Genomic DNA, 25,696 nt, shown 5'->3' on the forward strand with positions numbered 1-25,696 from the left:
GCAGCATTAGCGTGGGACATGAGGGTCTCCTGGTTTTAGTGAATGTCTAAGCAACACCACTGTGAACCGGAGACCCTCACCCTTTCGTCAATGACTACAGCGAGTCGTCACACCGAGTCAACCAACGTCCCTGGGCAGTACAGCTAGCCGGACGGTCCGACGGCGCCTACCATTGAGTGATGTGACGATTGCTCATGGAGATTGGGCGCCCGCGCTCCGCACACATCCCCCGCTTTTCCCCCATTCGCGCATATGTGAAACGTCACGTACACTTTTTAGTGCGCATGATTCGTAGCGTCGGGCGTGGCTCGAGCACATACAGATGTCAGGGGTTTCTGGATGCTCGAGCCGGCCTGACGACGCGCTCGGAGTTCGAGACGCCTCTCGAAATTCGCGCTTGCGTAAACGGTTAGCGCGGCTGCATCCGGATCGCCCCATCAAGACGAATCGTCTCACCGTTCAGCATCGAGTTCTCGACGATGTGGCAGACGAGCGCCGCGTACTCAGAGGGGTCGCCGAGACGCGACGGATGCGGAACCTGCGCCGCCAGTGAATCACGCACCTCCTGCGGCAGCCCTTTCAGCATCGGGGTGTCGAAGGTTCCGGGCGCGATCGTCATCACACGGATCAGCGTCTGCGCGAACTCCCGCGCCAGTGGCAAGGTCATAGCGGCGACGCCGCCCTTCGACGCAGAGTAGGCGGCCTGCCCGATCTGCCCATCGAATGCCGCGACGGACGCCGTGTTGACGACGACCCCGCGCTCCGGGGTTTCCCCGGTCGGTTCTGTGGCTTGCATTGCCGCGGCGGCGAGTCTGATGACGTTGAAGGTTCCCACGAGATTGACCCGGATGACCCGCTCGAATTCCTCAAGCGGAATCGGGCCCTCCCGGCCGACGGTGCGTGCACCGGTCGCGATGCCGGCGCAATTGACGACGATTCGCAACGGACCGATCGCGGTTGCCGCATCCACTGCCGCCTGCACCTCGGCGGCTTTGGTGACATCCCCGGCGACAAAGCGTGCTCGCCCGCCGAGCGCCTCGACGATCTGCTCGCCCGGCGCCCCGGGAAGGTCGAACAAGACGACCGATGCCCCGGCGTCGTGCAGGGCAGTGGCCGTGGCCAGGCCGAGACCCGAGGCCCCGCCGGTGACGAGTGCAGCGCATCCGTGAATCAACATGGTCAGAGCCTTTCGATGATTGTCGCGTTGGCCATGCCGCCGCCCTCGCACATGGTTTGCAAGCCGTAGCGGCCGCCGGTGGCTTCGAGTTCGTTCAGCAGGGTGCCGAGCAGGCGGGTGCCCGAGGAGCCGAGTGCGTGCCCGAGGGCGATCGCCCCGCCGCGGGGATTGAGTTTGGCCAGGTCGGCGCCGAGTTCGCGCTGCCACACCAACGGCACGCAGGCGAACGCCTCATTGACCTCGTAGGCGTCGAGGTCGTCGATGCTGAGGCCCGCGCGGTCGAGGATGCGCCGGGTCGCCGGGATCACACCCGTCAACATGAGCAGCGGGTCGCTTCCGGTGACCGCGAAGCTGTGGAAGCGGGCGCGCGGGGTGAGGCCGAGCTGTTCGGCGCGCGCGGCGCTCATGATCAGGGTGGCGGAGGCTCCGTCGGTGAGCGGCGACGAGTTGCCTGGCGTGATCTGCCAGTCGAGGTCGGGGAAGCGCTGGGCGAGTTTCTCGCTGTAGAACGCGGGCTTGAGTCCGGCGAGGGATTCGACGGTGGTCCCGGCCCGGATCGTCTCGTCGGCGCTCACGATCGTGCCGTCGGGGGTGGTGATGCTGAGAAGTTCGCGGCCGAAGTCGCCGCGGGCCGCTGCCGCTGCGGCGAGCTGGTGGGAGCGGGCGGCGAAGGCGTCGAGCTCGTCGCGGTCGAGGCCCCACTTCTGGTTGATGAGCTCGGCGGAGACGCCCTGGTTGACCAGTCCCTTCGGGTAGCGCTCGTGCATGAGCGAGCCGAACGGGTCTTGGCGGTACTCGCCGACTCCAACGGAGGAGCCGAGCGGCACGCGGCTCATCGATTCGACGCCACAGGCGATGACCACGTCGTAGGCTCCGGCGATCACGCCCTGCGCGGCGAAGGCCGCCGCCTGCTGGCTGGAGCCGCACTGCCGGTCGATGGTGGTTCCCGGCACCGAATCGGGGAAGCCGGCGCTGAGCAATGCGGTGCGCGTGACGTTGTAGCTCTGCTCGCCGACCTGGCTGACGCATCCGCCGATCACGTCATCGACGAGGGCCGGATCGAGGTCATTGCGGGCGACCAGTTCGCCGAGCACGCCGGCGAGGAGGTCGGCCGGGTGCACGCTGGAGAGCGCACCGCCCGGTTTTCCCCGGCCTGACGGCGTGCGGACAACATCGACAATGACGGCATCGTTGCTCATGGGGTCCAGCGTAGAGGGTGGTGCTGTTTGTTTGCTTGCGCGCCTGCGAAGTTGAAAAGTCTGCCGAAGTGAGTGTGGCTAATTCAGGTAATCCGGGACTGCGCACCTCCGGAGGCCTCGGACTAGTGCGATGGAGTTGGGCCGCGCAACCGGATTTCCTGAGTTAGCCACCGAGAACACGGATGATTAGGCCGACAGCGCCCACATCGCCACGGCGCTGGCCGCCGCCACGTTGAGCGAGTCGATTCCGTGCATCATCGGAATCTGCACCACGGTGTCCGAGGCGGCGAGGGCGTCGTCGGTCAGGCCCGGGCCCTCGGCACCGAGCACCAACGCGAGTTTCTCGTAGCCGGTGGCCTGAAAATCGCGCAGGCTCACCGCATCCGGGGTCAACGCAAGCGCGGCGACGTGAAACCCGTGCCGGGTCAACACCTCACGGGTTGACGCCCAGTCTCCGGTGCGGGTCCACGGCACTTGCAGCACCGTGCCCATTGAGACGCGAATGGCCCGCCGGTAGAACGGGTCGGAGCAGCGCGGTGTGACGAGGATCGCGTCGGCGCCGATCGCGCCGGCCGAACGGAAGATGGCGCCGACATTGGTCGGGTCGGCCACGTTCTCGAGGATCACAATGCGGCGGGCGCCGTCGAGCAATTCGTCAAGGTCGGGCAGCGCCGGCCGGTGCATCGAGGCGATCAGGCCGCGGTGCAGGATGTACCCGGTCAGCTCGGCGAGGAGCTCCCCCGGCCCCGAGAAAATGGGCACGTCGTCGCCGACGAGAGCGATCGCCTCGTCGACGGTACCGCCCAGGGCGAGAACGGAACGCGGCCGGTGCCCGGCACGCAACGCCCGCTCGAGCACGAGCGCCGACTCGGCGAGGTAAAGACCGTGCTCGGTGCTGCTCGCCTTCTTGAGAGCGACATCCGTCAGGTGCGAGTAGTCCGACAATCGCGGATCGCTGAGGTCGGAAATCTCGATGACGGGCATCCGTCGATCTTATCGAGCGCCTCGAGGCCGGCCCGGTTCGTCGCGAGTGCGAGACCCACGCCCACGCGTGCGCTCGAATCGTCGCCTGCCGGTGGATCAAGGCGACGATACGAGCGCACGCGCGAAAAGAGCGCGTGACGGAGAGAGATGGATGAGAAGCGACAGTGGCGAGAAGAAGGCGAGATGCACGCTGCAGATTCAACACGCGCGTGCGCCCGAACCGTCGCCTGCCGGTGGGTCGAGGCGACGATGTGAGCGCACGCGCGAGAAGAGCGCGTGACTGGTGAGACTGGTGAGACTGGTGGGACTGCTTCGCTAGACCGCGAACGGATCCGGCGTCAGCGTGTACTTCGTCGAGAGGTACTCATGGATTCCCTCGAGGCCACCCTCCCGGCCCAGACCCGACTGCTTGACCCCGCCGAACGGGGCCGCCGCGTTGGAGATGACGCCCATGTTCAGGCCCATCATTCCGGTCTGCAGGCGTTCGATCATGCGCTGGCCGCGGGCGAGATCCTTGGTGTAGACGTAGCTGACGAGGCCGTATTCGGTGTCGTTCGCGAGGCGCAGGGCGTCCTCCTCGTCGGTGAACGAGGCGATCGCAAGCACCGGTCCAAAGATCTCTTCACGCAGGATGCTGCTGCCCGCGATCACGCCGCTGATCACGGTCGGCTGGTAGAAGGTACCCTCGCCGGCAATCGCCGAACCGCCGGTGAGCAGCGTGGCCCCGCGGCCCACGGCATCCTGAACCAGCTCGTCAGCTTTGGCGACTGCCTTGTCGTTGATCAGCGGGCCGATGACGACGCCCTCTTCGGTGCCGCGACCGATCGCGAAGCCGTTGACTCGCTCGGTGACCCGGCGGGCGAACTCGTCGGCGATCGACTCGTGCACGATGAACCGGTTGGCCGCCGTGCACGCCTGGCCGATGTTGCGGAACTTCGCCGCGATGGCCCCGTCGACGGCCTTGTCGAGGTCGGCGTCTTCGAAGACCACGAACGGCGCGTTGCCGCCGAGTTCCATCGAGGTGCGCAGCACGCTCTGGGCCGACTGGCGGATGAGCGCCTGGCCAACCGGGGTCGAGCCCGTGAAGCTGAGTTTGCGGAGGCGACGGTCGGCGATGATCGGATCGGAGACCGCACCGGAGGTCGACGTGGTGATCACGTTGACGACGCCGGCGGGCAGGCCCGCTTCTTCGAGCAGCGCGACGAACAGGAGCGTGGTCAGCGGGGTGAGCGAGGCCGGCTTGATGACAACGGTGCAGCCGGCGGCGAGCGCGGGGGCGATCTTGCGGGTCGCCATCGCGAGCGGGAAGTTCCACGGGGTGATCAGGAAGCAGGGGCCGACCGGAACCTGGGTGACGATCATGCGGCCGGTGCCCTCGGGGTTCGAGCCGTAGCGACCCGTAATACGCACCGCTTCTTCGCTGAACCAGCGCAGGAATTCGCCGCCGTAGGCGACCTCGCCGAGCGCCTCGGCGAGCGGCTTGCCCATCTCGAGTGTCATCAGCAGGGCGAAGTCCTGTTTGCGTTCCTGCATCAGGTCGAACGCACGACGCAGGATCTCGCCGCGCACCCGGGGCGGGGTCGCCGCCCAGCTGTCCTGTGCGGCAACGGCGGCGTCGAGAGCGGCGGCGCCGTCTTCGACGCCGGCGTCGGCGATGGTCTTGATGGTCTTGCCGGTGGCCGGGTCGGTCACTGCGATTGAGCGGCCGGAGCGGCCTTCGACCCACTGGCCCCCGATGAACAATTTGTCGGGAACGCGGGCCAACAGTTCGATTTCGCGTGACTCATTCACGGGGACTCCTTCATCGTCATTAATGATTCGGTTCGAGCATAACTACCGCGTCTGAGTTGCAAATGTCGAGCGGCCAGATCTCGCGCAGGCGCGCAATCCGCGTGCGCGGGCGGGCAACGGATGCGCCGGACTCGTTCGGTATTCGAATTCTATGTTCTACTATTGAAACAGCCAGGTACCGGCTTCACACCATCACTGCACGGAGTTCAGCAATGCCGCCACATGGGTTGATGAGAGACGCGACGGATTCGACGAGCGAGCTCGACTGAATGGCTGACTTCACTCTGCGGCAGCTGACCTACTTCGTCGGGATTGCGGAGGCCGGCAGCATTTCGGATGCCGCGCTACGCCTCCATGTGTCGGCGTCGGCGCTCGCCGCCGCGCTCACCGACCTTGAATCAAGCGTGGGCGCCGCCTTGTTCATCCGCCGCAAAGCCCACGGGGTCACCCTCACTCCGAACGGCCTGGCCGTGCTCGACCAGGCGCGTCTCGTGCTCCGCGCAGCCGACGAGATCCGGCATGTGTCCGACCTCCCCGACCACGCACTGCGCGGCCCTGTCACGCTCGGCTGCTACCTCTCTCTGGCACCGACGATTGTGCCGCGGATCCTCGATGAAATCGGCAGACAGCATCCGGATATCACGCTGAATCTCGTCGAGGCAACGCAGGACGCTCTGCTGCGCGGTCTCGATGATGGGCAAATCGACCTCGCAGCGGTATACGACATGCAATTGGCGGGGCGTCTGAACCGGGTGCTACTCCATCAGGTGAGAATGCACATTCTGCTGCCAGCCGACCACCCACTCGCCGCCGAACCGAGCGTGAGACTGGAGCAGCTGGCCGACGAGCCATTCGTACTGCTTGACGCTCAACCCAGCCAAGAACACACGCTGGGCGTGTTTCAGGCCGCCGGATTCCATCCCCTGATCGGGCATCGCACGTCGAGCTACGAGATGGTGCGTTCCCTCGTGGCACGGGGACTCGGTTGGAGCGTGCTCGTGCAACGCCCGGCTAACGACTTCAGCTACGAAGGTTTGCCCCTCGTGATGAAAGAGATCAGCCCGGCTCCTGCACCGGTTGGCGTCTACGTGGTCTGGCCGGAGAGCAGCGTTCTCACCGTGCGGGCGAAGGCGATCATTGACTGTGTTCTCGGCCTCGACTGGCCGAATCCGGCGGCGACAGCCGTCTAGGCGATTAACAACCATGCACGCCCCCTCCCGTCGAAACGGAGAGGGGGCGTGCTGTTGTCGGGCGCGACTGTTGTCGGGCGCCCTAGTAACCCGCGCTGCCTGCGGTCACGGCATCGGCCGAATGCTTCATTCCGTAGATCTGCCCGACAGACTGCTCTGCTTCGTGGTCCGGCCCCAGCGGGATGCCCGTGCGATCACGCAACACGAGCGTCGCGGCGAAAGCGATGACCGTCAGTACTGCGATGTAGACCGCAACGGAGAACGCAGTTCCGGACTGCTGCACGAGCCAGGTCGCGATCAACGGCGCAAAGGCGCCACCGAGGATCGCCCCGAGTGCATACGTGATCGAGACGCCGGAGAAACGGATCGAAGCCGGGAACAATTCAGCAAAGAACGCGGCCTGCTGACCGTAAGTGAAACCATTCCCGATTGTGAAGAGCGAAAGTCCGAGGAACAGGAGCCAGACGTTCCCGGTGTTCACGAGGGGGAAGAGCAGGAACACCGTCGTCAGCTGCACGCACCAGCCGATGATGTAGGTGTTGCGTCGCCCGATACGGTCTGACACGCCACCGGCGATCCAGGTCATGGCGAGCCAGACAACGGCCGAACCGGTGACGGCGAGCAGCACCGGGGTGCGTTCCATCCCCACCAGCCCGTCGGGGTTTGTCGCGTAGTTCTGGATGTACCCGCCCGTTGTCATGTAGCCGGCGGCGTTGTTACCCGCGAAGGTGAGAGCGGCCAGAATCACCAACAACCAGTGCTTGCGAAACAGCGTCGCAACCGGCATCTTGCTTTGCTGCTTGCGCTTGGCAATCTCGGTGAAGACCGGGCTCTCATCAACGCTGCGGCGCACGATGAAGCCGACGACGATCAGCACAAAGCTGAGCAGGAACGGAACGCGCCAACCCCACTCGAGGAAGGCCTCACCGGGTGAGATCACGCCGGTCATCAGGGCCAGCATGCCGGATGCGAGAAGCAAGCCGATCGGGACGCCGATCTGGGGGAACGCGCCAAAACGACCCCGCCGTCCGTCGGGCGCATGCTCGACGGCCATCAGCACGGCGCCACCCCACTCGCCACCGGTTGAGATTCCCTGCAGAATGCGCAGCAGCATCAGCAGCACCGGGGCGGCGATGCCGATCTGGGCGTAGGTCGGCAACAGGCCGATCAGCACCGTCGAGGAACCCATCATGATCAGAGTGACGGCCAGCACGACTCGGCGGCCGAGCCGGTCACCGAAGTGGCCGGCAAGAAAAGCGCCGAGGGGCCGGAAGAGAAAACTCACTCCGACGGAGGCGAAGGAGAGCAGGATCGCGGCTTGCGGTCCGGCCGGCTGAAAAAAGAGCTGCGCGAAGACGAGCCCGGCGGCGCTCGCATAGAGAAAGAAGTCGTACCACTCGATTGTCGTGCCGATGACGGTGGCGAATGCCACTCTGCGCAGTTCGGGGCTCATCCTTACCCTCGGGCGCTCGAGTACAACTGTTGACATCCTTGACTCCTTCGTCGGCATCGACTCAAACATGAGTCGGCAATGCTGATCAGAGTACGCGGCGCACCCAGACGGCCGTCAACGGCATTTTGCCCAGGTGTATCCCCGGGTTCGGTGCGGAAGCGGCGGGTCGATGACGGAGCCAACGGCTGAGAGACGCGTCACTCCAGGGTTCGCTGCTAGGATCCCTGTCACAGATCGTATACACCGCAGTAGCGATCCTGAGAGCTTTCGAGGTGTTCCCGTGCAGCGTTCCCTAGCCGCCCCCACTCCCCGTGCCACCGACAATCGGGCGTCGAACCCGAAACCCCTCACCTTCAACGAGTTCCGCACCGCGGTTTCCGAATCCTTCGTGCCACTGAAGGTCACCGCCTCGGCTTCGGAGACCGCTTCGTTTCGCGGGGTGCTGCGCTCGGTCAGCGTCGGCGATGTGCACATCTCGGAGGTCAGCGCTGCCCGCCATTCGGTGGAGAGAACACCGGAGCTCATCGCCCGAGGCGGTGTCGGCGACTCGTTCAAGATCAGCCTGCAATTGAAAGGGACCGGGCTTCTGATTCAGGACAACCGCGAAGCGGTCCTGCGCCCGGGGGATCTCGCCGTGTACGACACGCACCGGCCGTATTCACTGGTGTTCGACGAGGCGTATCGCTCGATGGTGATCATGTTTCCGAAACATCTGGTCAACCTTCCCGCCGACGCCGTCGGACAGCTCACCGCGGTGCGGATGTCCGGCTCGGACGGGATCGGCGCCATCATCGTTCCCTTCCTGGCCCAGCTCGTCGAGAACTTCGATCAGCTGAACGGGAGCACCGGCGCCCAGCTCTCACAGAGCGCACTGGACCTCGTCTCCACGATGTTCTCGCGAGAACTCGCGATCGATCGTGGGCCGACCACCCCGCACCAGGCCCTCATGCAGCGCATTCGCACCTACATCGACGACAACCTGGCCTCTGTCGATCTCGACCCCGCCCAGATCGCCGCCGCGCACTTCATCTCAACCCGCCACCTGCACGGACTCTTTCACGAGAACGGATGCACCGTCTCATCACTCATCCGCAGCCGGCGCTTGCAGCAGTGCCACCGCGACCTGCTGAATCCCGCACTCGCCGACCGCCCGGTTGCCGCCATCGCTGCCCGCTGGGGATTCGTGGATGCCGCGCACTTCAGCCGCGTGTTCAAAGCCGCACACGGCCTCCCGCCGAGTGAGGTGCGCAGCCGCGCATTCAGCCCAGCCTCCTAGTCGGCCTCCCCGTCCAGCCGCTACATTCCCGCGTGCTCGAACGCCAGGGTCGGCAGATCCACCACATGCGCGCCGCCGTCGGCGACGATGACCGATCCGGTCATGTACGAGGCCTCGTCGGAAGCGAGAAAACGCACGATCGAGGCCATCTCGGACGGCTGAGCCTCGCGCCCCAACGGCACATCCCTGGTCACGAGGGCGTAGCCGTCCTCACGACCGGTCAGCCCTGCCGCCTGACCGAGGGCATCCATTTCTTCGTCGGCCATCGGCGTGCGCACCCATCCCGGGCAGAGCGCGTTGACCCGCACTCCGCGCTTGCCGTAGTCGCGCGCCATCGACCGGGTCAGTCCGATGAGCGCGTGCTTGCCGACCGTGTACCCGGCGACATCCGGCCCGGCGAACAAACCGGCCAGGGAGGAGACCACGACGATCGCCCCGCGCGACTCGATCAGCGCGGGAAGTGCCGCCCGAGCGATCACGAAGGCGCTCGTCAGGTTCGCCTGGAGGCTTGCCGCCCACGCCGCATCGTCGGTGTCGGTGACCGACGCGAGTCCGTGGCCGCCGGCATTGGCGACAAGGATGTCGATGGAGCCGAAGGTGTCGACGATCTGGCGGGCGGCGGCGGTGGCTTGTGCCCCGTCGCTGGCATCGGCGACGATCGCCAGGGCGCCGGTGCGGGCGGCCACCTCGTCGAGCGGGGCACGGCGCCGGCCGACGATCACGACCCGAGCGCCCTCCGACGCGAATCGCTCGGCAATTGCGGCGCCGATCCCGGTTCCACCGCCCGTGATCACAACGACCTTGCCCTCGACGGTCGCTCCGGTGTAGCCCATGTCTTCTCTTTCCCGTCGGTCAATCAATCGCGTTCTCCCCCATACTGCCGCCTGAGACCGACTCACCGACAAGCTCTGCACGCAAAGTCAACTGCCTCTCACTTGCCGACAAAAGCCAGCTGCGGCTGCGCCCGAGAATTCTAGATACCCGCATCGGCCAGCCCTGGCATCCGCCTGAATGAGCAGAAGGACAACAGAATGAGTGAAGTGTCGCGATCGGAAGGCAATACCCGCCTCGCCAGGAACGTGCTCGGAGTGCCCGGCATCGTCTTTTTGGTGCTGGCCGCCGTCGCTCCCCTGACCGGGATGATTGTCATCGCCGCCATCGGCATCGCCGTCGGCAACGGTGGCGGCATGGTCGGCGCGTTCCTGCTCGTCATGGCCGTGCTGCTGCTCTTCGCCGTCGGCTACGCGCAGATGTCGAAGATCCTGGTCAACGCCGGCGGCTTCTACGCCTTCGTGGTGAAGGGCCTGGGGCGCCCGATGGGCCTCGTCGCGGGCTTCGTCGCCATGCTCGGCTACAACTGCTTCGTCGCCGGCGCCATCGGCACCAGCGGTTTCTTCACGGCGATGGTGGCGAAGGATGTCTTCGGCATTGACATGCACTGGATGATCTGGAGCCTGATCTCGGTCGTTCTCGTCTTCGTGCTCAGCCGCAAGGGCATCGGCTTCAGCGCCAAGATCCTCGGCGTGTGCCTGGTCCTGGAGATCTCGATCCTGCTGGTGATGGACTTCACCGTCTTGTTCCGCCACGGCCTCAGCTTCGAGGTCTTCAACCCGTCGATCATCCTGTCGGGGTCGCTCGGCCTGGCCATGCTGTTTGCCGCCAACGCGTTCATCGGCTTCGAGGCCACGGCACTCTTCAGTGAGGAGGCGAAAGACCCCAACCGCACCATCCCGCGCGCAACCTACATCGCCATCACCTTCATCGGCCTGTTCGCCGCATTCACCACCTGGTCGATCGTGAGCGCGATCGGCGTCGCACAGGCACAGGATGTCGCGCTTGAGCACCTCTCCACCGGCGACCTGGTCTTCACCATCTCTCAGGACTACCTCGGCGACACCCTCACCAAGGTGATGATGGTACTTCTGCTGATCAGCCTGTTTGCGGCACTCCTCGCACTCCACAACTCGGCCACGCGGTACCTGTATGCGCTGGGCCGCGTCGGAGTCTTGCCGCGGGCGCTCGGCCAGACCCGGGCCTCGACCGGTTCGCCGCAGAACGCCGCGATCGTGCAGCTCGCCTTCGGAACGCTCGTCGCCGCCATTTATTGGGCTGCCGGGCTCGACCCCATTGCGGCACTCACCGCGAGCATGACCGGCTTCGGAACCCTGGGCATCCTCGTGCTGCAGCTGCTCGCCGCCCTGTCGATCGTCGTCTACTTCCGCCGCACCCGGGACTCGCGGATCTGGAAGACCTTCATCGCTCCCGGGCTCGGCGGACTCGGCCTGCTCGTGATCGTCGGCCTCGCCATCCTGAACTTTCCGGACATGGCGGGCTCGGACAACCCGATCATCGGGATGCTGCCCTGGCTTCTGCCCCTCGTGCTCATCGCCGGACTGGCGACCGCCGCCTGGCTGAAGAAGTACCGGCCAGCCGTCTACGCGAACCTGGAGACCGACCTGGAACAGTCTGAAGCCGCCGCCGTCGCCAACAGCGACGCCTCGAACTCAGCGGTGCGCTAGAACCGCTGCTCCAGCGAAAACACGCGAGGAGAGGAGACCACCCGGACGGGGTGGTCTCCTCTCCTCGCGTTTTCGGCGTGCGCTGCGGCCTACAGCGATGGTGCGCCACCGGGCAACCATCGCGCGCCCTGGGACAAGCGACCGATGCGCCCCAGTGCATACGGTGGAAGAGGTGTTTGACTCACCGTTCAGACTCACAGTGGAGGACCAATGCAGACCTACGACAGCCTTCTGGCGACGATCACTCCGTCGTCGGGACCCACCCGCGACATTCTCGATCCGGCCACCGGCGCGGTCGTTGGTTCGGCCCCCGTGCACTCCGTCGAGGACCTCAACCGTGTTGTCGCCGCGGCCGTCGCCGCTCAGCCGGCCTGGGCCGCACTCGGGCACGCCGCTCGCAGTGAGACGATGCAGCGGGTCGCGGATGCGATCGACGCCGCCGCCGAGCCGCTGGCCGAGTTGCTCTCCCGTGAGCAGGGCAAGCCGCTGAACGGCCCGAACGCCCGCTTCGAGGTCGGTGGGGCATCAGCCTGGCTGCGCACTGCGGCCGCGACGGTGCTGGAAACCGAAGTCGTTCTGGACGACGGCCCCGCCCAGGCGTCGCTGCACTATCGCCCGATCGGTGTCGTCGGCGCGATCGGACCGTGGAACTGGCCGATGATGATCGCCATCTGGCAGATCGCCCCGGCACTGCGGATGGGCAACGCCGTTGTCGTCAAGCCGTCGGAATACACGCCGCTGAGCGTGCTCGCTCTCGTCGCGGTGATGAACCAGGTACTGCCGGAAGGCCTCGTCACCGTCGTGTCGGGCGACCGCGAAATCGGCGCCGGCCTGTCGAGCCACCCGGCCATCGGCAAGGTCATGTTCACCGGTTCGACCGCCACAGGCAAGGCAATCATCCGCAGCTCCGCTGACACCGTGAAGCGCCTCACTCTTGAGCTCGGCGGCAATGACGCCGGCATCGTGCTGCCCGACGCCGACCCGGCGGCCATCGCCGAGGGACTCTTCTGGGGCGCGTTCATCAACACCGGCCAGACCTGTGCCGCATTGAAGCGCCTCTACGTGCACGACGACATCTATGACGAGGTCTGCGAGGCTCTCACCGCTCTCGCCGCCGCCATTCCGATGGGCGTCGGCCTGGATGAGAACAATGTGCTCGGCCCGCTGCAGAACAAGGCCCAGTACGACATCGTGCACCGCCTGGTCGAGAGCGCGAAGGAGTCTGGCGCTCGCGTTCTCATCGGAGGCAACCCCGTGGCCGAGCAGCCCGGATACTTCTACCCCACCACGCTGATCGCCGACATCGACCACGACAACGCCCTGGTCGTCGAGGAGCAGTTCGGCCCGGCGCTGCCGATCATCCGCTACAGCGACATCGACGAAGCCATCGCGCTGGCGAACAGCCTCGATGTCGGTCTCGGCGGTTCGGTCTGGTCGTCAGACCTCGACAAGGCACGCGAGATCGCGGCCCGCCTGGAGACCGGAACCGTGTGGATCAACTCGCACGGCACCATCCACCCCATGGTTCCGTTCGGCGGGGCGAAGCAGTCCGGCTACGGCCTTGAGTTCGGTGTCGAAGGCCTCAAGGCGCTCGGTGTGCCGCAGGTGATCAGCGGCTAGATCTGTCACCGGCTGCATGTGACGATCGCCGCCCCGCCGGCTTGCGGGGCGGCGATCACCCTGTCGTGGCTCGCCGCCGGGCCGCGCTCACCCAGCCACTCACGTTGACGCACATTCCCTGAACTCGTGCACAATCGGACGCTGCGTCGCGAGCCGAACTGTGCGTATAGTTCACTGTGAATTCCGGTCACACAGTAGTGCCCGCATCACAGCGCGCAATGAAGGGTCTGTGGAGATGAGCGACGACCTCACTCGGCTCTCGGCTCGCGCGCTCACCGGGATGATCGCGACCGGCGCGCTGTCGGCCCGCGAAGCGTTGCACTCGCACTGGGACCGCATCGACCGAGTCAACCCGGCCATCAACGCGATCATCTACGAAGACCGGGACCGGGCCTTCGCCGAGGCCACCGCCGCCGATGAGCGGCAGGCGTCGGGGGCCGTGCTCCCGCCACTGCACGGATTGCCCCTGACTCACAAAGACACCAACGACGTCGCTGGAATGCCGACCACCTGGGGCTCACCGCTGCTCGCCGGCTCGGTACCCGCGACCAATGATGTCGTGATCGAACGGCTGCGCGCAGCGGGGGTGGTCAGCACGGGCAAGAGCAACGTTCCGGAGTTCGCCGCCGGCGCGCACACCTTCAACGACCTCTTCGGCCCGACGCACAACCCTTACGACCTCTCGCGGAGCGCCGGGGGCTCCAGCGGCGGAGTCGCCGCAGCACTCGCCGCAGGAATCCAGCCGCTCGGCGACGGATCCGACATGGGCGGGTCGGTGCGCATTCCCGCTGCGTTCTGCAATGTTGTCGGTCTGCGGCCGTCGCGCGGGCGCATCCCGATCGTCACTCCGAACTCGTGGGCCTGGCTCGCACGCGCCGGCCTGATGGCCCGCGAAGTGGCCGATGTTGCCCTGGCGATGTCGGTCGTGTCGGGCCCGGATGCCCGGAGCCCCCTGTCTCTCGCTGAGGATCAGGCGTCGTTTGCCGCCCCGCTGGAGCGCGACCTTCGGGGATTGCGCATCGGCTGGACCGTCGACTTCGGACTCGGCCTGCCCGTCGAACCGGAGGTGGTCTCGGTCTTCCTGGCCGCCCTCGGCGAATTCGAGCAGCTCGGTCTGCACATCGAAGAGGCGGCGCCCGATCTCTCCGACGCCGACTTCGTGTTCAACCAGACCAGAGCCTTCGACTTCGAACTCGGTTGGGGTGATCTGGTGCGGGGCGACCCTGCGCGAGTGAAACCTGAGATGCTCTGGAACGTGGGCCTCGGCACCCGACAGACCGGGGCAGACATCCGTGAGCTGGCCCTGGCCCGCACCCGGCTCGAGGGCCGGATCCGCGAATACTTCAGCCGATTCGACCTGTTGCTCACCCCGGGGTCGCAGTGCCTGCCCTTCCCGGGCGAGTGGCGCTATCCCGGGAGCATCGACGGCCAGAAGTTCGACACGTACCTCGATTGGATGCGCTCGGCCAGCGTCATCTCCGCCGCCGACGTCCCGGCCTTGGCCATACCAGCCGGGTTCACCCCGTCGGGCCTTCCGGTGGGCCTGCAACTGGTGGCTCCGCACGGCGCCGACCTCCTGCTGCTCCAGGTCGGTCATGCCTTCGAACAACGCACTCGCTTCTTCGAGCGTGCACCCGAGCTAGCCTGACCCTCTGCTGAACGAGGCGGCTCGACTGGCCGCTTCCCTCAGCCCAGGAGCCCGGCCAGGCTTCCCTCCATCTCCCGCAGGAGCAGCTCGGCGTGCTCACTCTGAAAAGCGAGCGGTGGGCGAATCTTCAACACCGAATCGTTCGGACCGATCTTGCTCATCAGCACGCCGCGCTCACGCATGTCTTCGACGATCGCCCGGGTGAGCGCCGCATCCGGCTGACTCTGGCCGGCATCGCTGTAGAGCTCGAAGCCGAAGAAGAGGCCGGCACCGCGCACCGGACCGATCCGGTCATAGTGGCTCGTGATCTCGGTCAGTCGCTGGTTGATGAGGGCACCCAGCTGGGCGGACCGGTTCATCAGATCTTCGTCACGCATCACGTCGAGCACGGCAAGCCCCACCGCCGCCGAGACCGGAGTACCGGCAAAGGTGTTGAAGTACATGTTGCGACGCCCGAACTCATCGAGAAGCGCCTCGGTCGTCACGACGCCGCCGAGCGGATGACCGTTGCCCATCGGCTTGCCGAGGGTGACCAGGTCGGGCACGATCCCGAGACGCTGGTAGCCCCAGAAGTGTGAACCGGTGCGCCCGAAACCCGACTGCACTTCGTCTGCGATGACGAGTCCGCCCGCCGCCCGCACCCGCTCGGCGACCCCGGCGAGGTAGCCGTCGGGTGTGTGGCAGAGCCCTTCGGTCGAGAACAGGGAGTCGACGAGCACCGCGGCGACGCCGTGCCCGGCGGCGACAAGTGAGCTGATCGCCGCGTCAACCTCGGCCAGGCTCGTGGCGAGAAGTTCTTCGTCACCGAGCGCACTGCTGAGGGTGTCGGGAATATGAATCGTGCGCACGTGCTCGCCCAGCCCTTCGTGCGCCGTCAGCCCCGTGGTCAAACCAGCGAGATAGGCCGTGTTGCCGTGGTAGCTGAAGTCGGAGACCAGCACGCCGGTGTTGCCGGTGTGCTGGGTGGCGACACGGAATGCGAGTTCATTCGACTCGGACCCGCTGTTGGTGAAGAACACGCGGTCGAGGCTCGGCTCGAAGTTCTCCAGCAACGCCTCGGCGTAGTCGACGACCCGGTCGTTGAGATAGCGGGTGTGGATGTTGAGCGTCGACGCCTGCGCGCGCATGGCCTCGATCACCCGGGGATGGCAGTGCCCGACGTGCGGCACGTTGTTATAGGTGTCCAGGTAGCGCTTGCCCGCGACGTCGGTCATCCACACCCCCTCGGCGGAAACCAATTCGATGGGCTCGTTATAGAAGAGGGGCGAGTGCGGGCCCAGGGTCGCGATCCGGCGTTGCAGGAGATCGTGTGTCATCGGGTTGGTCCTTTGCTGCCGTCGCCGGCGGTGAGAGCGAAAAGTGAGGGTGAGGGCGCCGGCCGAGTCAGGGCCGGCCCCAAGGCAGTGGTTCGCCGGCCAGATAGACGGATGCGCAGTGCACGACCCAGGGGGCGACATCCGTTTCAATGTGGTCGGCTGCCTCATCGCCTGGCCGGTCCGAGGCCCAGCCGAGGTAGGTGAATGCGCGGGCGAGCAACATCGCGTCCCAGGCCGCGAGCTCCGCGGCGGTCAACTCGCGGACCGCGTTGTAGCCGTCGAGAAGTGCACTGCGGTACTCCTCGAAGCGCGGGTGGTGCGTGTAGAAGAAGAGGATCGTGGCCAGGTCGAAGAGGTACCAGCCCTCACCGAAGTCGTCGAAGTCGATGATGACCAGACCGTCGGCGTCGCGCAGGATGTTCTCGGGCGTCAGGTCGGCGTGAATCACGCCGTAGTGGTGCGCATCGACGCTGAGCGTCGCCAGTTCGGCGCGCACCCGGGCGACCGCCGACCGGAGGATCGCGCGTTCGGCATCGTTCAACGTGCGGAGTTGTGTCGGGTCACCCCAGAGGGGCTGGTTCCCGGTGAGACCGTCCAGATCCCACGGCGCCCGTTCGAACCCGGCCGGGCGACCGAGTGCCTCGGAATCGTTGTGCACGGTGCCGAGCAGCCGACCGATCTGGGCGAAGGTCGCGGCATCGGTCTGGTCGAGGCCGTCGAACGCCGCCGCCACGTCGCCGACGGGCGCGGCATCCTCAAGCCAGCGTTGCACCGACACCCGCCGTGAGTGGCCGTTGCAGTCGACCCGGCTCCAGAGGGCACCGGATGTCGCCGGAACGATCTCGACGACCGGCAGCCCCCGCTCCTTCAGCGCGCAGATGTATTCGAGCTCGTTCTCGATCTCCCGGTCGCTGCGATAGTCCGGTCGGTGCAATCGGAGAGCCACCGCGGCGCCGTCGGCGGGAGCGACCCGGAAGACATGATTTTCGCGGTACTTGACGAAGGTGATCTCTGCCTCGTCATCGATTCCGAAGTGGGACAGAGCGGCTCGCGCGGTCTCCCGTGCTGCGATCTGGTCAAACACCATGCGGTGATCCTTTCGTCGTGAGCCGCCCTGAACCGGCGTCACCTGTGACGCTCAACCGGAGCCCAAAAAACCATACTCACGTTCTTGTTTACAGAATGGAAGTCTGGAAATAGGATTGCATTAACCGACCGAGAAGAAAAGGGGAACTCATGACGACTGCTGCGCGGACACCACTGCGCAAGCGCCGACAGCAACGCGTGCGCGAGGATCTCATCGCAGCGACCGTGAACCTGGTCTCGACCGGTGACCTCGCCGCCGCCACCATTGATCGGATCACTGCCGAGAGCGGGATGTCGCGGGCAACGCTCTACGCCCACTACCCGGCAGGCCGGGACGACCTGCTGCGCGACACGTACAACGCGGTCGGCAGCGCTCTTCTCGCACAAGCTCGTCAGGGCGCCTCGTCGGCGGAGACCTGGAACGCGAAGATTCTCGCGTACGCGGCGGCGATGCTCGAGTTCTCGACCGACCCCCGGCTCGGCTCCTTCTACAACATTTCCGGACCCCATCTGGTCGGCTTCCGTGCCGAACGCGGCATCGGCTCCCAGGGGTTCTTCGACGCATTCTGTGAGCAGCTCCGCGATGCCGTCTCGGCCGGTGCGATCGATGCGAGCATCGACGTCGAGTCGACCGCGACACTTCTCACCGGGAGCCTGCGCGACGCAGGGATCGAAACGTCCCGCAATCCGGCCCGCGCGAGCGCTTTTCTTGACAGCTTCGACCGACTTCTCGTCGGCCTCACCGCTTCGCACTAACAACTCCGACCACAGCACGGCTACAGCACCGACGCGGCCATCGCGGCGAGCATCACGCCGAGACTCGCCGCTTCAAGAGCGCTTGACCGCCGGCGACGCGTGCGCCGCGCGTGGCGGACAACGAGCCACGCGGCATGCACGAGGAGGCCGAGGACGCCGACCAGCAGCCATCCGGTCGCCCCGCCGACGCCGTGCGCTCCAGCATGAGCATGCCCACCCGGCGAGCGCCCCGCACCGACGAAACCGACGGGACCGGCGGGACCGGCGAGAACCAGGATCAGCCCCCCAGCCACCACGAACGTCAGCGCGCGGTGCAGATCCAGCGACGCGCAGACCGAGCCAGGGTTCGGAACCGACCAGCGCCGCCGCGCCGCCCCATACATGCCAGCCGCAATCAGCAGCGCCGACCAGACGAGAGGTGGCAACCAGTCGCCGGGCACCGACATGTCGAGCATGGCCGCAACCATGATCGCCTGCCCCAGCCAGCTGGACACAGAGGCCCGGTGAGGCCCGAGCACCCCGCAGGCCGTGCAGGCGAGTGCCGAGATCAGCATGCACACGTGTAGCGCAACTTCCATGCAGAACTTCCTTGTTTTGTGGAGTTGACCTAAGTTACCCTACAACCGTAGGGAAAAAACAGAGAAGAGAGTGAAACATGACAACGACGTCACCGAACGCAGCGCTACATGCCGGCACCCCGGCGTCACTGCCCGCACCGGCCGACCCATTGGCCAGCCTGCAGGCCGAAGAAATCGTGACGGCGCGCAGTCTCCTCTCGGCGGCCGGCCATGTCAGCGACACCACGCGCTTTGTCTATCTGGGCGTCGACGAACCAGACAAAGCAGCTGTTCTGAGCGGTGGCGAACTGCCGCGCATTCTGCGTGCCGTGCTCCTCGACCAGGCGACGGGCATCGCGCTCGATGCGCGAGTGTCACTTGGCGATGGGCAGATCTCCGTCTTCGATATCGACGGCGAGACCGGTCAGGTCGCCATCCTCGACGAGGAGTTCGGCTCCATCGACGGCATCCTGGCCAACGAACCCGACTGGCATGCAGCCCTCGCCAAACGTGGCATCACGCATGATCAGGTTGCGCTCGCTCCCCTCTCCGCCGGCAACTACGGCTTCGCTGAGGAGAAGGGCCGCCGGATCATCCGTGTGCTCGCCTTCATGCAGCAGTATGAGGGCGACCACTGCTGGGCGCACCCCGTCGACGGCCTGTGCGCCTACGTCGACATGATCGACCAGAAGATGTTCGACCTGATCGACCACAAGGTCTACCCGATCCCCGCCGAGGGCGGCAACTTCAACGATCGCGCGGTCGTCGGGCCGGACCTCGACACGCTGAAACCGATCTCGATTACCCAGCCCGAGGGGCCGAGTTTCACCGTTGAGGGCGAGGAAGTCACCTGGGCGAACTGGCGGTTCAGCGTCGGCTTCGACGCCCGCGAGGGTCTTGTGCTGCGTCGCATCCGTTTCAATGATGCGGATGCCGGCGAGGAGCGCGACGTGATCTACCGCGCCTCGATCTCGGAGATGGTGGTGCCCTACGGCGACCCGTCACCGACCCGCTTCTGGCAGAACTACTTCGACACCGGCGAGTACATCTACGGTCGGTACGCGAACTCGCTCAAGCTCGGCTGTGACTGCCTGGGCGAGATTCACTACTTCGACGCGACCCTCGCCGACGAGCTCGGCAACCCGCATGTCATCCCCAACGCGATCTGCATGCACGAGGAAGACTTCGGCACCCTGTGGAAACACACCGACATTTACACCGGCGTCGAGGAGGTGCGTCGTCAGCGCCGCCTGGTGATCAGCTTCTTCACGACCGTCGGCAACTACGACTACGGCTTCTACTGGTACCTCTACCTCGACGGCACCATCGAGTGCGAGGCCAAGCTGACCGGTGTGCTGTTCACCTCGGCGTATGACCCCGAAGCCGGCGACTTCGCCAGCGAGGTGGCGCCCGGCCTCGGTGCTCCGTACCACCAGCACCTGTTCAGTGCCCGCCTCGACATGATGGTCGACGGTCTGTCGAATGCCGTCAACGAGGTGGATGCCGTGCGCCTGCCGATCAGCGACACGAACCCGTACGGCAATGCGTTCACCAAAAAGACGACACGACTGCGGGTCGAGTCGGAGGGCGCGCGCGACGCACAGCCCTCGGTCGGCCGCGCCTGGCATGTCGTGAACACCGAGAAGACGAACCGCCTCGGATACCCGGTCGGCTATGAGCTGCTCGCCCAGGGAACACCGACCCTGCTCGCCGCCGACGACTCTGTCATTGCTCAGCGTGCCGGCTTCACCCGCAAGCACCTCTGGGTGACCCGGTACTCCCCCGCCGAGCGCTATGCGGCCGGCGACCTGCCCAACCAGAACCCGGGTGGCGACGGCCTGCCCCGCTATAGCGCGGCGAATCGCAGCATTGACGGTGAAGACATCGTGCTCTGGCACACCTTCGGCCCGACGCACTTCCCGCGCGTCGAGGACTGGCCGGTGATGCCCGTCGATTACGCGAAGTTCACGCTCAAGCCCTACGGGTTCTTCGGTCGCAACCCCGCTCTGAACGTGCCGGCGTCTGCCTCGGCCGGCCATGGCGCGAGCGCGTGCGCCTGCGATCACAGCGGCGGCGACAGCGCGGACTGTGCATGTGCGGGTTGCGAGGGTTAAGAGCTCACTCGCTGTCAGACGATGACCGGGCGGCACTGGCCGCCCGATCATGTCGCTGTGTGGTCATGTCGGTGCGTGGGCGTTCAGTTCAGTTCAGTTCAGTTCAGACGTGTCAGAAAGTCGTCGAGCATCGCTGTCAGGCGTGCGGCGGCGCCAAGGTCTGACGACAAGACGGTGAGCACCTGCACTCCGTTCAGCATGGCCATCAGCTGGTCGGCCACGAGACCGGTATCGAGATCAGATCGGGCCTGGCCCTCCCGCTTCGCCTCCTCGAGATACCCCAGCATCTCGGCGCGCCAGCGGGCCATCGTGTTCTGGTGCAACTGGTTCAGCGCCGGGTCAGTGGCGGCGTGTTCCCAGAACGCGACAACGATCCGCGCCTCAAGCAGGCGCTCCCCATCGAGCGGGAAGATCTCGATCAACATCACGCGCAAGGCCGCGAGCCCGGTTTGATTCGAGCGGGCCCGGGCGAAACGATCGTTGGTCGCAGCGAACACGTGCTCGAAGGCTGCCGTCAGGATCGCATCCTTATCGGTGAAATACGGCACCAGTGTTCCGTTGGCGACGCCGGCCTCACGGGCGATCTCGCGCATGGTGGTGGCGCGGATGCCCTGGGTGGCGATCAGTCGCCAGGTCGCCTGGACGATCGTCCGGCGGCGCTCGGCATGATCAACGATCTTCGGCATCGCTCCTCTTTCGCACTCGGAACGCCAGACTATCGGCGCGCGGCGGTTCGGAGCGGTGCCCGGCCTTCACATCGTGTCGAGGATGCCCGTGAGCTGTTCGAACGTCGTCAGCGGGTTCACGATGGCGAAACGCGTGTTCGTGCGACCGGCATGCGAGCTGGGCGTCACGAACGCGCGCTGCTCGCCGAGCAGCCGGGCCGACCACGCCTCGTAGTCGGCCGGCAGCCATCCGTCTCGTTCGAACACCACCACCGACAGTTGCGGCCGGCGCACGAGACGGAGGTGCGGCCGGCGCTCGATCTCCTCGGCGATCTGCTGCGCGAGTTGGAGTGCTGCACCAATTGCATCGCGGTAGGCGCCGGCGCCATAGGTGGCCAGTGAGAACCAGAGCGGAAGACCCCGGGCGCGACGGGTGAGGTGCGCCGCGTAGTCCGACGGGCTCCAATCGGACATCTGCGTGAGCGTGTCGAGATACTCGGCATGCTGTGTGTGCGCCTTGCGTCCGGCCTCCGGGTCGCGGTAGATCAGGGCGCAGGCGTCGAATGGAGCGAACAGCCACTTGTGCGGGTCGACGATCACCGAGTCGGCGTGCTCGACTCCCGCGAACAGCGGCCGCGCCAGCGGGGATAGCATCGCCGCCAAGCCGTAGGCGCCGTCAACGTGCAGCCAGAAATCGAACTCCCCCTTCAACGCGGCGATTGAGGCCACGTCATCGACGATGCCGAAGTTCGTCGAACCGGCGGTCGCGACAACCGCGAACACCGATCCCTCATACTCCTCCAACGCCGCCCGAACGGCCTCGCCGCCGAGGGAACCGGAGTCGCGCGGAGCAACGGGCACGACATCCACATCCATGACCTGGGCAGCGGATGCGATCGACGAGTGCGCCTCGGCACTGCAGACGACAGCCCAGCGGGTCGGCATCGCGGCCCCGATTTCCCGGCGTGCGCGCCGGGCGTGGTCGCGAGCGGCGACGAGGGCCGAGAGGTTTCCGAGGGTGCCACCTTGCACGAAGACTCCGCCGGCAGTCGCGGGGAGGCCGAATTCGTTCGCCAGCCACGACAGCGCCTGATTCTCTGCATAGACCGCGCCAGAGCCTTCCAACCAGGACCCGCCATAGACGGCACTGGCCGACACGACGAGGTCGAATGCGGTCGCTGCCTTCGTTGGAGCCGTTGGAATGAACGAGAGGTATTGCGGATGATCGGTGGTGATGCAGGCCGGCGCCAGCACATCCTCGAAAAGCGCGAGCGCCCGCTCGGCGCCGATGCCGCCCTCGGTGAGTGCTCCGGCGGCGAGCCGGTCGAGCGTGGCTTCGGACTCCGGCTTGTCGAGCGGGGTGTCACTGGACAGCATTCGGCGGCGCGAGTAGTCGAGCACCAAATCGATCAGCTGCGTGGTTTCCGTTGAGACGGAATGCATCCGGCCCGGGTTGCCAGCGGCCGCCGCGTTGCCCGGCGAGTTGTTGTTTTCTCGAGTCATCGGTCTGCACCCTTCATCGGCCCCATCCCCCTCCAGGCCGACTGTACTTCATTGGTACGTCGAGCGAGAGTGAGATCAATCAACCGGAGCAGATCAAAAAACCACCGCGCTGCTGGTACTCACCGAGCGCGGTGGTTTTCGATTCGCGGGATGCACAGCCGAGGTTTACACCTCCGTCAGGTCCTTACCCTTGGTTTCTTTCAGGGTGAACGCGATCACCGCAGTACTGACCAGCAGCAACAGAACCGCGTAGACGGAGAAGAGCACGCTGACGCCGATCGAGCTCAACCAGGCCTGCAGGTACGGGGCGGTACCGCCGAAGATCGCCACACAGAGCGCATACGGAATTGCAGTGCCGACGGTGCGGATGCGAGTCGGGAACAGCTCGGCGTACAACGCGGGAACAATTGACGCGCACGCGGCCAGGAAGAGCAGCATGACGCTCATCGAGGCGGCAAGCTGCCACGGCTGTTCGCGCAGGAGCGCCATCATCGGAAAGAACATCACGGCCGCGCCGAACGTGCCGATCATGAGCACGGGGCGACGCCCGATGCGGTCGGAAAGCATTCCCCAGAGCGGGAGGGCGATCAAGAAAACGACGTTACCGACGACGCTGGCCCAGAGTGCCTGGCCACGATCCATCCCGAATGCCGTCGACGCGTAGCCGGGGGCCGTGACACCCCAGACGTAGAACGAGACAGTGAAGCCGACGGTGAGGCCGATCACCTGAAGCGCCTGCTTCTTGTTTTTCAGCACCTGCGGCCAGATCGATTCCCTGCGCACGGCCAGCTCGACCTTGTTGAAAGCTTCAGTCTCATGCAGACGTGCGCGCATCACCAGCGCATACACGCCGAGGATGGCACCGAGGAAGAACGGCACCCTCCAGCCCCAGGCGAGCATGGCCTCTTCGCTGAGTGCCATATTGAGCACGGCGCCGAGCAATGTCGCGAACAGGATGCCGAGCATGCCGGAGAAGTAGATGAGGCTCGACCACAGACCCCGTTTTTCTTTCGGTGCAGACTCGGTCAGGTAGGTCTGCGCCGACGGCATCTCACCACCGTGGGCGAGACCTTGAATGAGGCGTGCCCCGAGCAGCATGGCCGAGGCGAGAACTCCGACACTGTTGAAGGTGGGGGTCACCGCGATGAGCAGGCTGCCGAACGAGGCGATACCGACAGCCAAGGTGAGCGCAAACTTGCGGCCGCGCCGGTCGGCGATCCAGCCGAACAACAGCCCGCCGAACGGGCGAGCGACGAAGCCCACGGCGAAGATCGCCAGGGCGGAGAGCATGGCGCTCACCTTATCGTCGGAGTTGAAGAGCTGGGTCGCGAAGAACGGCGCGAACGTGGCGTAGGTCTGCCAGTCGTACCACTCGAGGGCGTTTCCAATTCCGGTGCCGACCAATGTCTTTCTGGTTTGCTTCTGACGTTGAACTGGTGACGGCGCAACGGCTGTGGTGCTAGTCATCTGGTTACTTTCTCTGAGTGGACGGAATGATCGTGCGTGAGCACGAGGTCGATCGCTGAGGTGCGCGTCAAGCCGGTGGGAGGTTGGCCGGTGGGAGGTTGGCCGGTGGGAGGTTGGCCGACGCGAGGTCGGCCGGTGCGCGGGTGAGAAGCTGCGCCAGCCGCCGATCGGCGATTTCGGCGAACAGCGTTGCGCCGTCGGCGAGCACGCTGTCGTCGAACGTGGCGAAAGGTGAGTGGTTGAACGCCGCGGTCCGGGGGTCGCCGCCGACGGGGATGGCTCCGAGGCCGATGAACGCGCCGGGCACCGCCTCGAGAATGCGGGAGAAGTCCTCGGATGCCGCCATCGGCTTCGCGAGACGGGAGTACCGTTCGGCGCCGAAAACGTCGGTCACGATGCCCTCGACGATCTCGGCCTCTGACACGTCGTTGACCGTCGGCGGATACTCRGTGATGTACTCGACGGTGACGTCGAGCCCGTGGGCCGACGCGATTCCCTTGAGCAGTCGCGGAACCGCACTCTGCAGCGTGACCTGCGACACGAGGGAGAACGAGCGGATTGTCGCCTCGAAGTAGGCGCTGTCGGGAATGATGTTGCGCTTGGTTCCCGCCTGCAAGAGCCCCACCGTCACAACGACCGGGTCGAAGGCATCGAACTGCCGCGCCACCATCACTTGGAGCGCCGTCACCATCTCGGCGACGGCGACGACCGGGTCCTTGGCCAGGTGCGGCGCGGATCCGTGGCCACCCTCACCATGCACCGTGACCTTCAGCCCGTCGGATGCCGCCATCATGATGCCGGGCTTCGTCGAGAACCGGGCATGAGGTTCGAGGGCGGAGAAGACGTGCATGCCGTAGGCGGCGTCGATGCGGCGACCGGAGACATCCAGAATGCCCTCGTCGATCATGACCGAGGCACCGTCGAATCCCTCCTCGCCGGGCTGGAACATGAATACCACGTCGCCGTCGAGCCGGTCGCGGTGGGCGGAGAGCACCCGTGCGGCCCCGACCAGCATTGCGGTGTGCAGATCGTGCCCGCAGGCGTGCATCGCGCCATCGATGCGGGAGGAATAGGCCACGCCTGTTTGTTCCTGCACCGGAAGCGCATCCATGTCGGCGCGGAGCAACACCGTCGGTCGACTGCTCGGCTGGGGAGAGGCGGATGCCTGACTCGTGCCGCGCAGGACCGCTGCGATCGAACTGCATCCCGTGCCCAGTGTGATCTCCAGCGGAAGCCCCTCGAGCGCCGCGAGCACACGCGCCTGGGTACGCGGTAGGTCGAGGCCGACCTCCGGGTAGCGGTGCAATTCGTGACGCAGCATCACCAGGTCAGCTTCGATCGCGTGGGCGTCGAGAGTTGTTGACACCAGTTCCTC

At 65.8% G+C, this 25,696-nt stretch carries 20 protein-coding genes; 7 read left to right on the forward strand and 13 right to left on the reverse strand.

Annotation, left to right across the window (positions count from 1 at the left end):
- Positions 1–409 precede the first annotated feature (409 nt).
- The 4 genes from AB4Y63_RS05965 to AB4Y63_RS05980 form a co-directional block, all read right to left on the reverse strand.
- Positions 410–1,177, reverse strand: a complete 768-nt coding sequence (locus AB4Y63_RS05965) for a 3-hydroxyacyl-CoA dehydrogenase (protein WP_441790133.1) — start codon at positions 1,175–1,177, stop codon at positions 410–412.
- 2 nt (positions 1,178–1,179) lie between these two features.
- Complete coding sequence (locus AB4Y63_RS05970; protein WP_441790134.1) at positions 1,180–2,376, reverse strand: thiolase family protein; 1,197 nt, start codon at positions 2,374–2,376, stop codon at positions 1,180–1,182.
- A gap of 186 nt (positions 2,377–2,562) precedes the next feature.
- Positions 2,563–3,360, reverse strand: coding sequence for a TrmH family RNA methyltransferase (locus AB4Y63_RS05975; RefSeq protein WP_441790135.1), 798 nt, complete (start codon positions 3,358–3,360; stop codon positions 2,563–2,565).
- Positions 3,361–3,675: 315 nt separating this feature from the next.
- Positions 3,676–5,151, reverse strand: coding sequence for an NAD-dependent succinate-semialdehyde dehydrogenase (locus tag AB4Y63_RS05980; protein WP_441790136.1), 1,476 nt, complete (start codon positions 5,149–5,151; stop codon positions 3,676–3,678).
- Between the two features lie 269 nt (positions 5,152–5,420).
- Here AB4Y63_RS05980 and AB4Y63_RS05985 point away from each other — a divergent pair, with 269 nt between their 5' ends.
- On the forward strand, positions 5,421–6,341 hold the full coding sequence (locus AB4Y63_RS05985) for a LysR substrate-binding domain-containing protein (protein WP_441790137.1): 921 nt from the start codon (positions 5,421–5,423) through the stop codon (positions 6,339–6,341).
- Between the two features lie 82 nt (positions 6,342–6,423).
- Here AB4Y63_RS05985 and AB4Y63_RS05990 read toward each other — a convergent pair whose 3' ends face one another.
- The gene (locus AB4Y63_RS05990; RefSeq protein ID WP_441790138.1) at positions 6,424–7,830 is read right to left on the reverse strand and encodes an MFS transporter; all 1,407 of its coding nucleotides are present in this window, start codon (positions 7,828–7,830) and stop codon (positions 6,424–6,426) included.
- A 244-nt stretch (positions 7,831–8,074) separates the two neighbouring features.
- Between AB4Y63_RS05990 and AB4Y63_RS05995 the strand changes: the two genes are divergently transcribed.
- Entirely contained in the window at positions 8,075–9,070 is a 996-nt protein-coding gene (locus AB4Y63_RS05995) for a helix-turn-helix domain-containing protein (protein ID WP_441790139.1), read from the forward strand.
- 20 nt (positions 9,071–9,090) lie between these two features.
- On the opposite strand, the gene AB4Y63_RS06000 is transcribed toward AB4Y63_RS05995, so the two are convergent.
- Complete coding sequence (locus AB4Y63_RS06000; RefSeq protein ID WP_441790140.1) at positions 9,091–9,903, reverse strand: SDR family NAD(P)-dependent oxidoreductase; 813 nt, start codon at positions 9,901–9,903, stop codon at positions 9,091–9,093.
- 198 nt (positions 9,904–10,101) lie between these two features.
- Here AB4Y63_RS06000 and AB4Y63_RS06005 point away from each other — a divergent pair, with 198 nt between their 5' ends.
- The 3 genes from AB4Y63_RS06005 (at position 10,102) to AB4Y63_RS06015 (ending at position 14,857) form a co-directional block, all read left to right on the forward strand.
- On the forward strand, positions 10,102–11,589 hold the full coding sequence (locus AB4Y63_RS06005; RefSeq protein ID WP_441790141.1) for an APC family permease: 1,488 nt from the start codon (positions 10,102–10,104) through the stop codon (positions 11,587–11,589).
- Between the two features lie 210 nt (positions 11,590–11,799).
- Positions 11,800–13,209, forward strand: a complete 1,410-nt coding sequence (locus tag AB4Y63_RS06010; RefSeq protein WP_441790142.1) for an aldehyde dehydrogenase family protein — start codon at positions 11,800–11,802, stop codon at positions 13,207–13,209.
- A gap of 235 nt (positions 13,210–13,444) precedes the next feature.
- Positions 13,445–14,857, forward strand: coding sequence for an amidase (locus AB4Y63_RS06015; protein WP_441790143.1), 1,413 nt, complete (start codon positions 13,445–13,447; stop codon positions 14,855–14,857).
- A 38-nt stretch (positions 14,858–14,895) separates the two neighbouring features.
- Here AB4Y63_RS06015 and AB4Y63_RS06020 read toward each other — a convergent pair whose 3' ends face one another.
- Both AB4Y63_RS06020 and AB4Y63_RS06025 read right to left on the reverse strand, forming a co-directional pair.
- Complete coding sequence (locus AB4Y63_RS06020) at positions 14,896–16,173, reverse strand: aspartate aminotransferase family protein (RefSeq protein ID WP_441790144.1); 1,278 nt, start codon at positions 16,171–16,173, stop codon at positions 14,896–14,898.
- Between the two features lie 67 nt (positions 16,174–16,240).
- A complete protein-coding gene (locus AB4Y63_RS06025) occupies positions 16,241–17,260 on the reverse strand; it encodes a phosphotransferase enzyme family protein (RefSeq protein ID WP_441790145.1) in 1,020 nt (339 codons plus the stop codon).
- Positions 17,261–17,409: 149 nt separating this feature from the next.
- Here AB4Y63_RS06025 and AB4Y63_RS06030 point away from each other — a divergent pair, with 149 nt between their 5' ends.
- Positions 17,410–18,015, forward strand: a complete 606-nt coding sequence (locus tag AB4Y63_RS06030; RefSeq protein ID WP_441790146.1) for a TetR/AcrR family transcriptional regulator — start codon at positions 17,410–17,412, stop codon at positions 18,013–18,015.
- 20 nt (positions 18,016–18,035) lie between these two features.
- Here the strand turns inward: AB4Y63_RS06030 and AB4Y63_RS06035 are convergent, their stop codons facing one another.
- Positions 18,036–18,593, reverse strand: a complete 558-nt coding sequence (locus AB4Y63_RS06035; RefSeq protein WP_441790147.1) for a hypothetical protein — start codon at positions 18,591–18,593, stop codon at positions 18,036–18,038.
- 77 nt (positions 18,594–18,670) lie between these two features.
- Here AB4Y63_RS06035 and AB4Y63_RS06040 point away from each other — a divergent pair, with 77 nt between their 5' ends.
- A complete protein-coding gene (locus AB4Y63_RS06040; protein WP_441790148.1) occupies positions 18,671–20,686 on the forward strand; it encodes a primary-amine oxidase in 2,016 nt (671 codons plus the stop codon).
- A 98-nt stretch (positions 20,687–20,784) separates the two neighbouring features.
- Here the strand turns inward: AB4Y63_RS06040 and AB4Y63_RS06045 are convergent, their stop codons facing one another.
- The 4 genes from AB4Y63_RS06045 to AB4Y63_RS06060 form a co-directional block, all read right to left on the reverse strand.
- Positions 20,785–21,372, reverse strand: coding sequence for a TetR/AcrR family transcriptional regulator (locus tag AB4Y63_RS06045; protein WP_441790149.1), 588 nt, complete (start codon positions 21,370–21,372; stop codon positions 20,785–20,787).
- Positions 21,373–21,438: 66 nt separating this feature from the next.
- The gene (locus AB4Y63_RS06050; RefSeq protein ID WP_441790150.1) at positions 21,439–22,854 is read right to left on the reverse strand and encodes a pyridoxal phosphate-dependent decarboxylase family protein; all 1,416 of its coding nucleotides are present in this window, start codon (positions 22,852–22,854) and stop codon (positions 21,439–21,441) included.
- Positions 22,855–23,019: 165 nt separating this feature from the next.
- Complete coding sequence (locus AB4Y63_RS06055) at positions 23,020–24,321, reverse strand: MFS transporter (RefSeq protein ID WP_441790151.1); 1,302 nt, start codon at positions 24,319–24,321, stop codon at positions 23,020–23,022.
- 67 nt (positions 24,322–24,388) lie between these two features.
- Positions 24,389–25,687: a M20 metallopeptidase family protein gene (locus tag AB4Y63_RS06060; protein ID WP_441790152.1), complete on the reverse strand. Its 1,299-nt coding sequence runs from the start codon at positions 25,685–25,687 to the stop codon at positions 24,389–24,391.
- Positions 25,688–25,696 lie beyond the last annotated feature (9 nt).

This window comes from Leifsonia sp. YAF41, assembly GCF_052113185.1.
Classification (GTDB): domain Bacteria; phylum Actinomycetota; class Actinomycetes; order Actinomycetales; family Microbacteriaceae; genus Cryobacterium.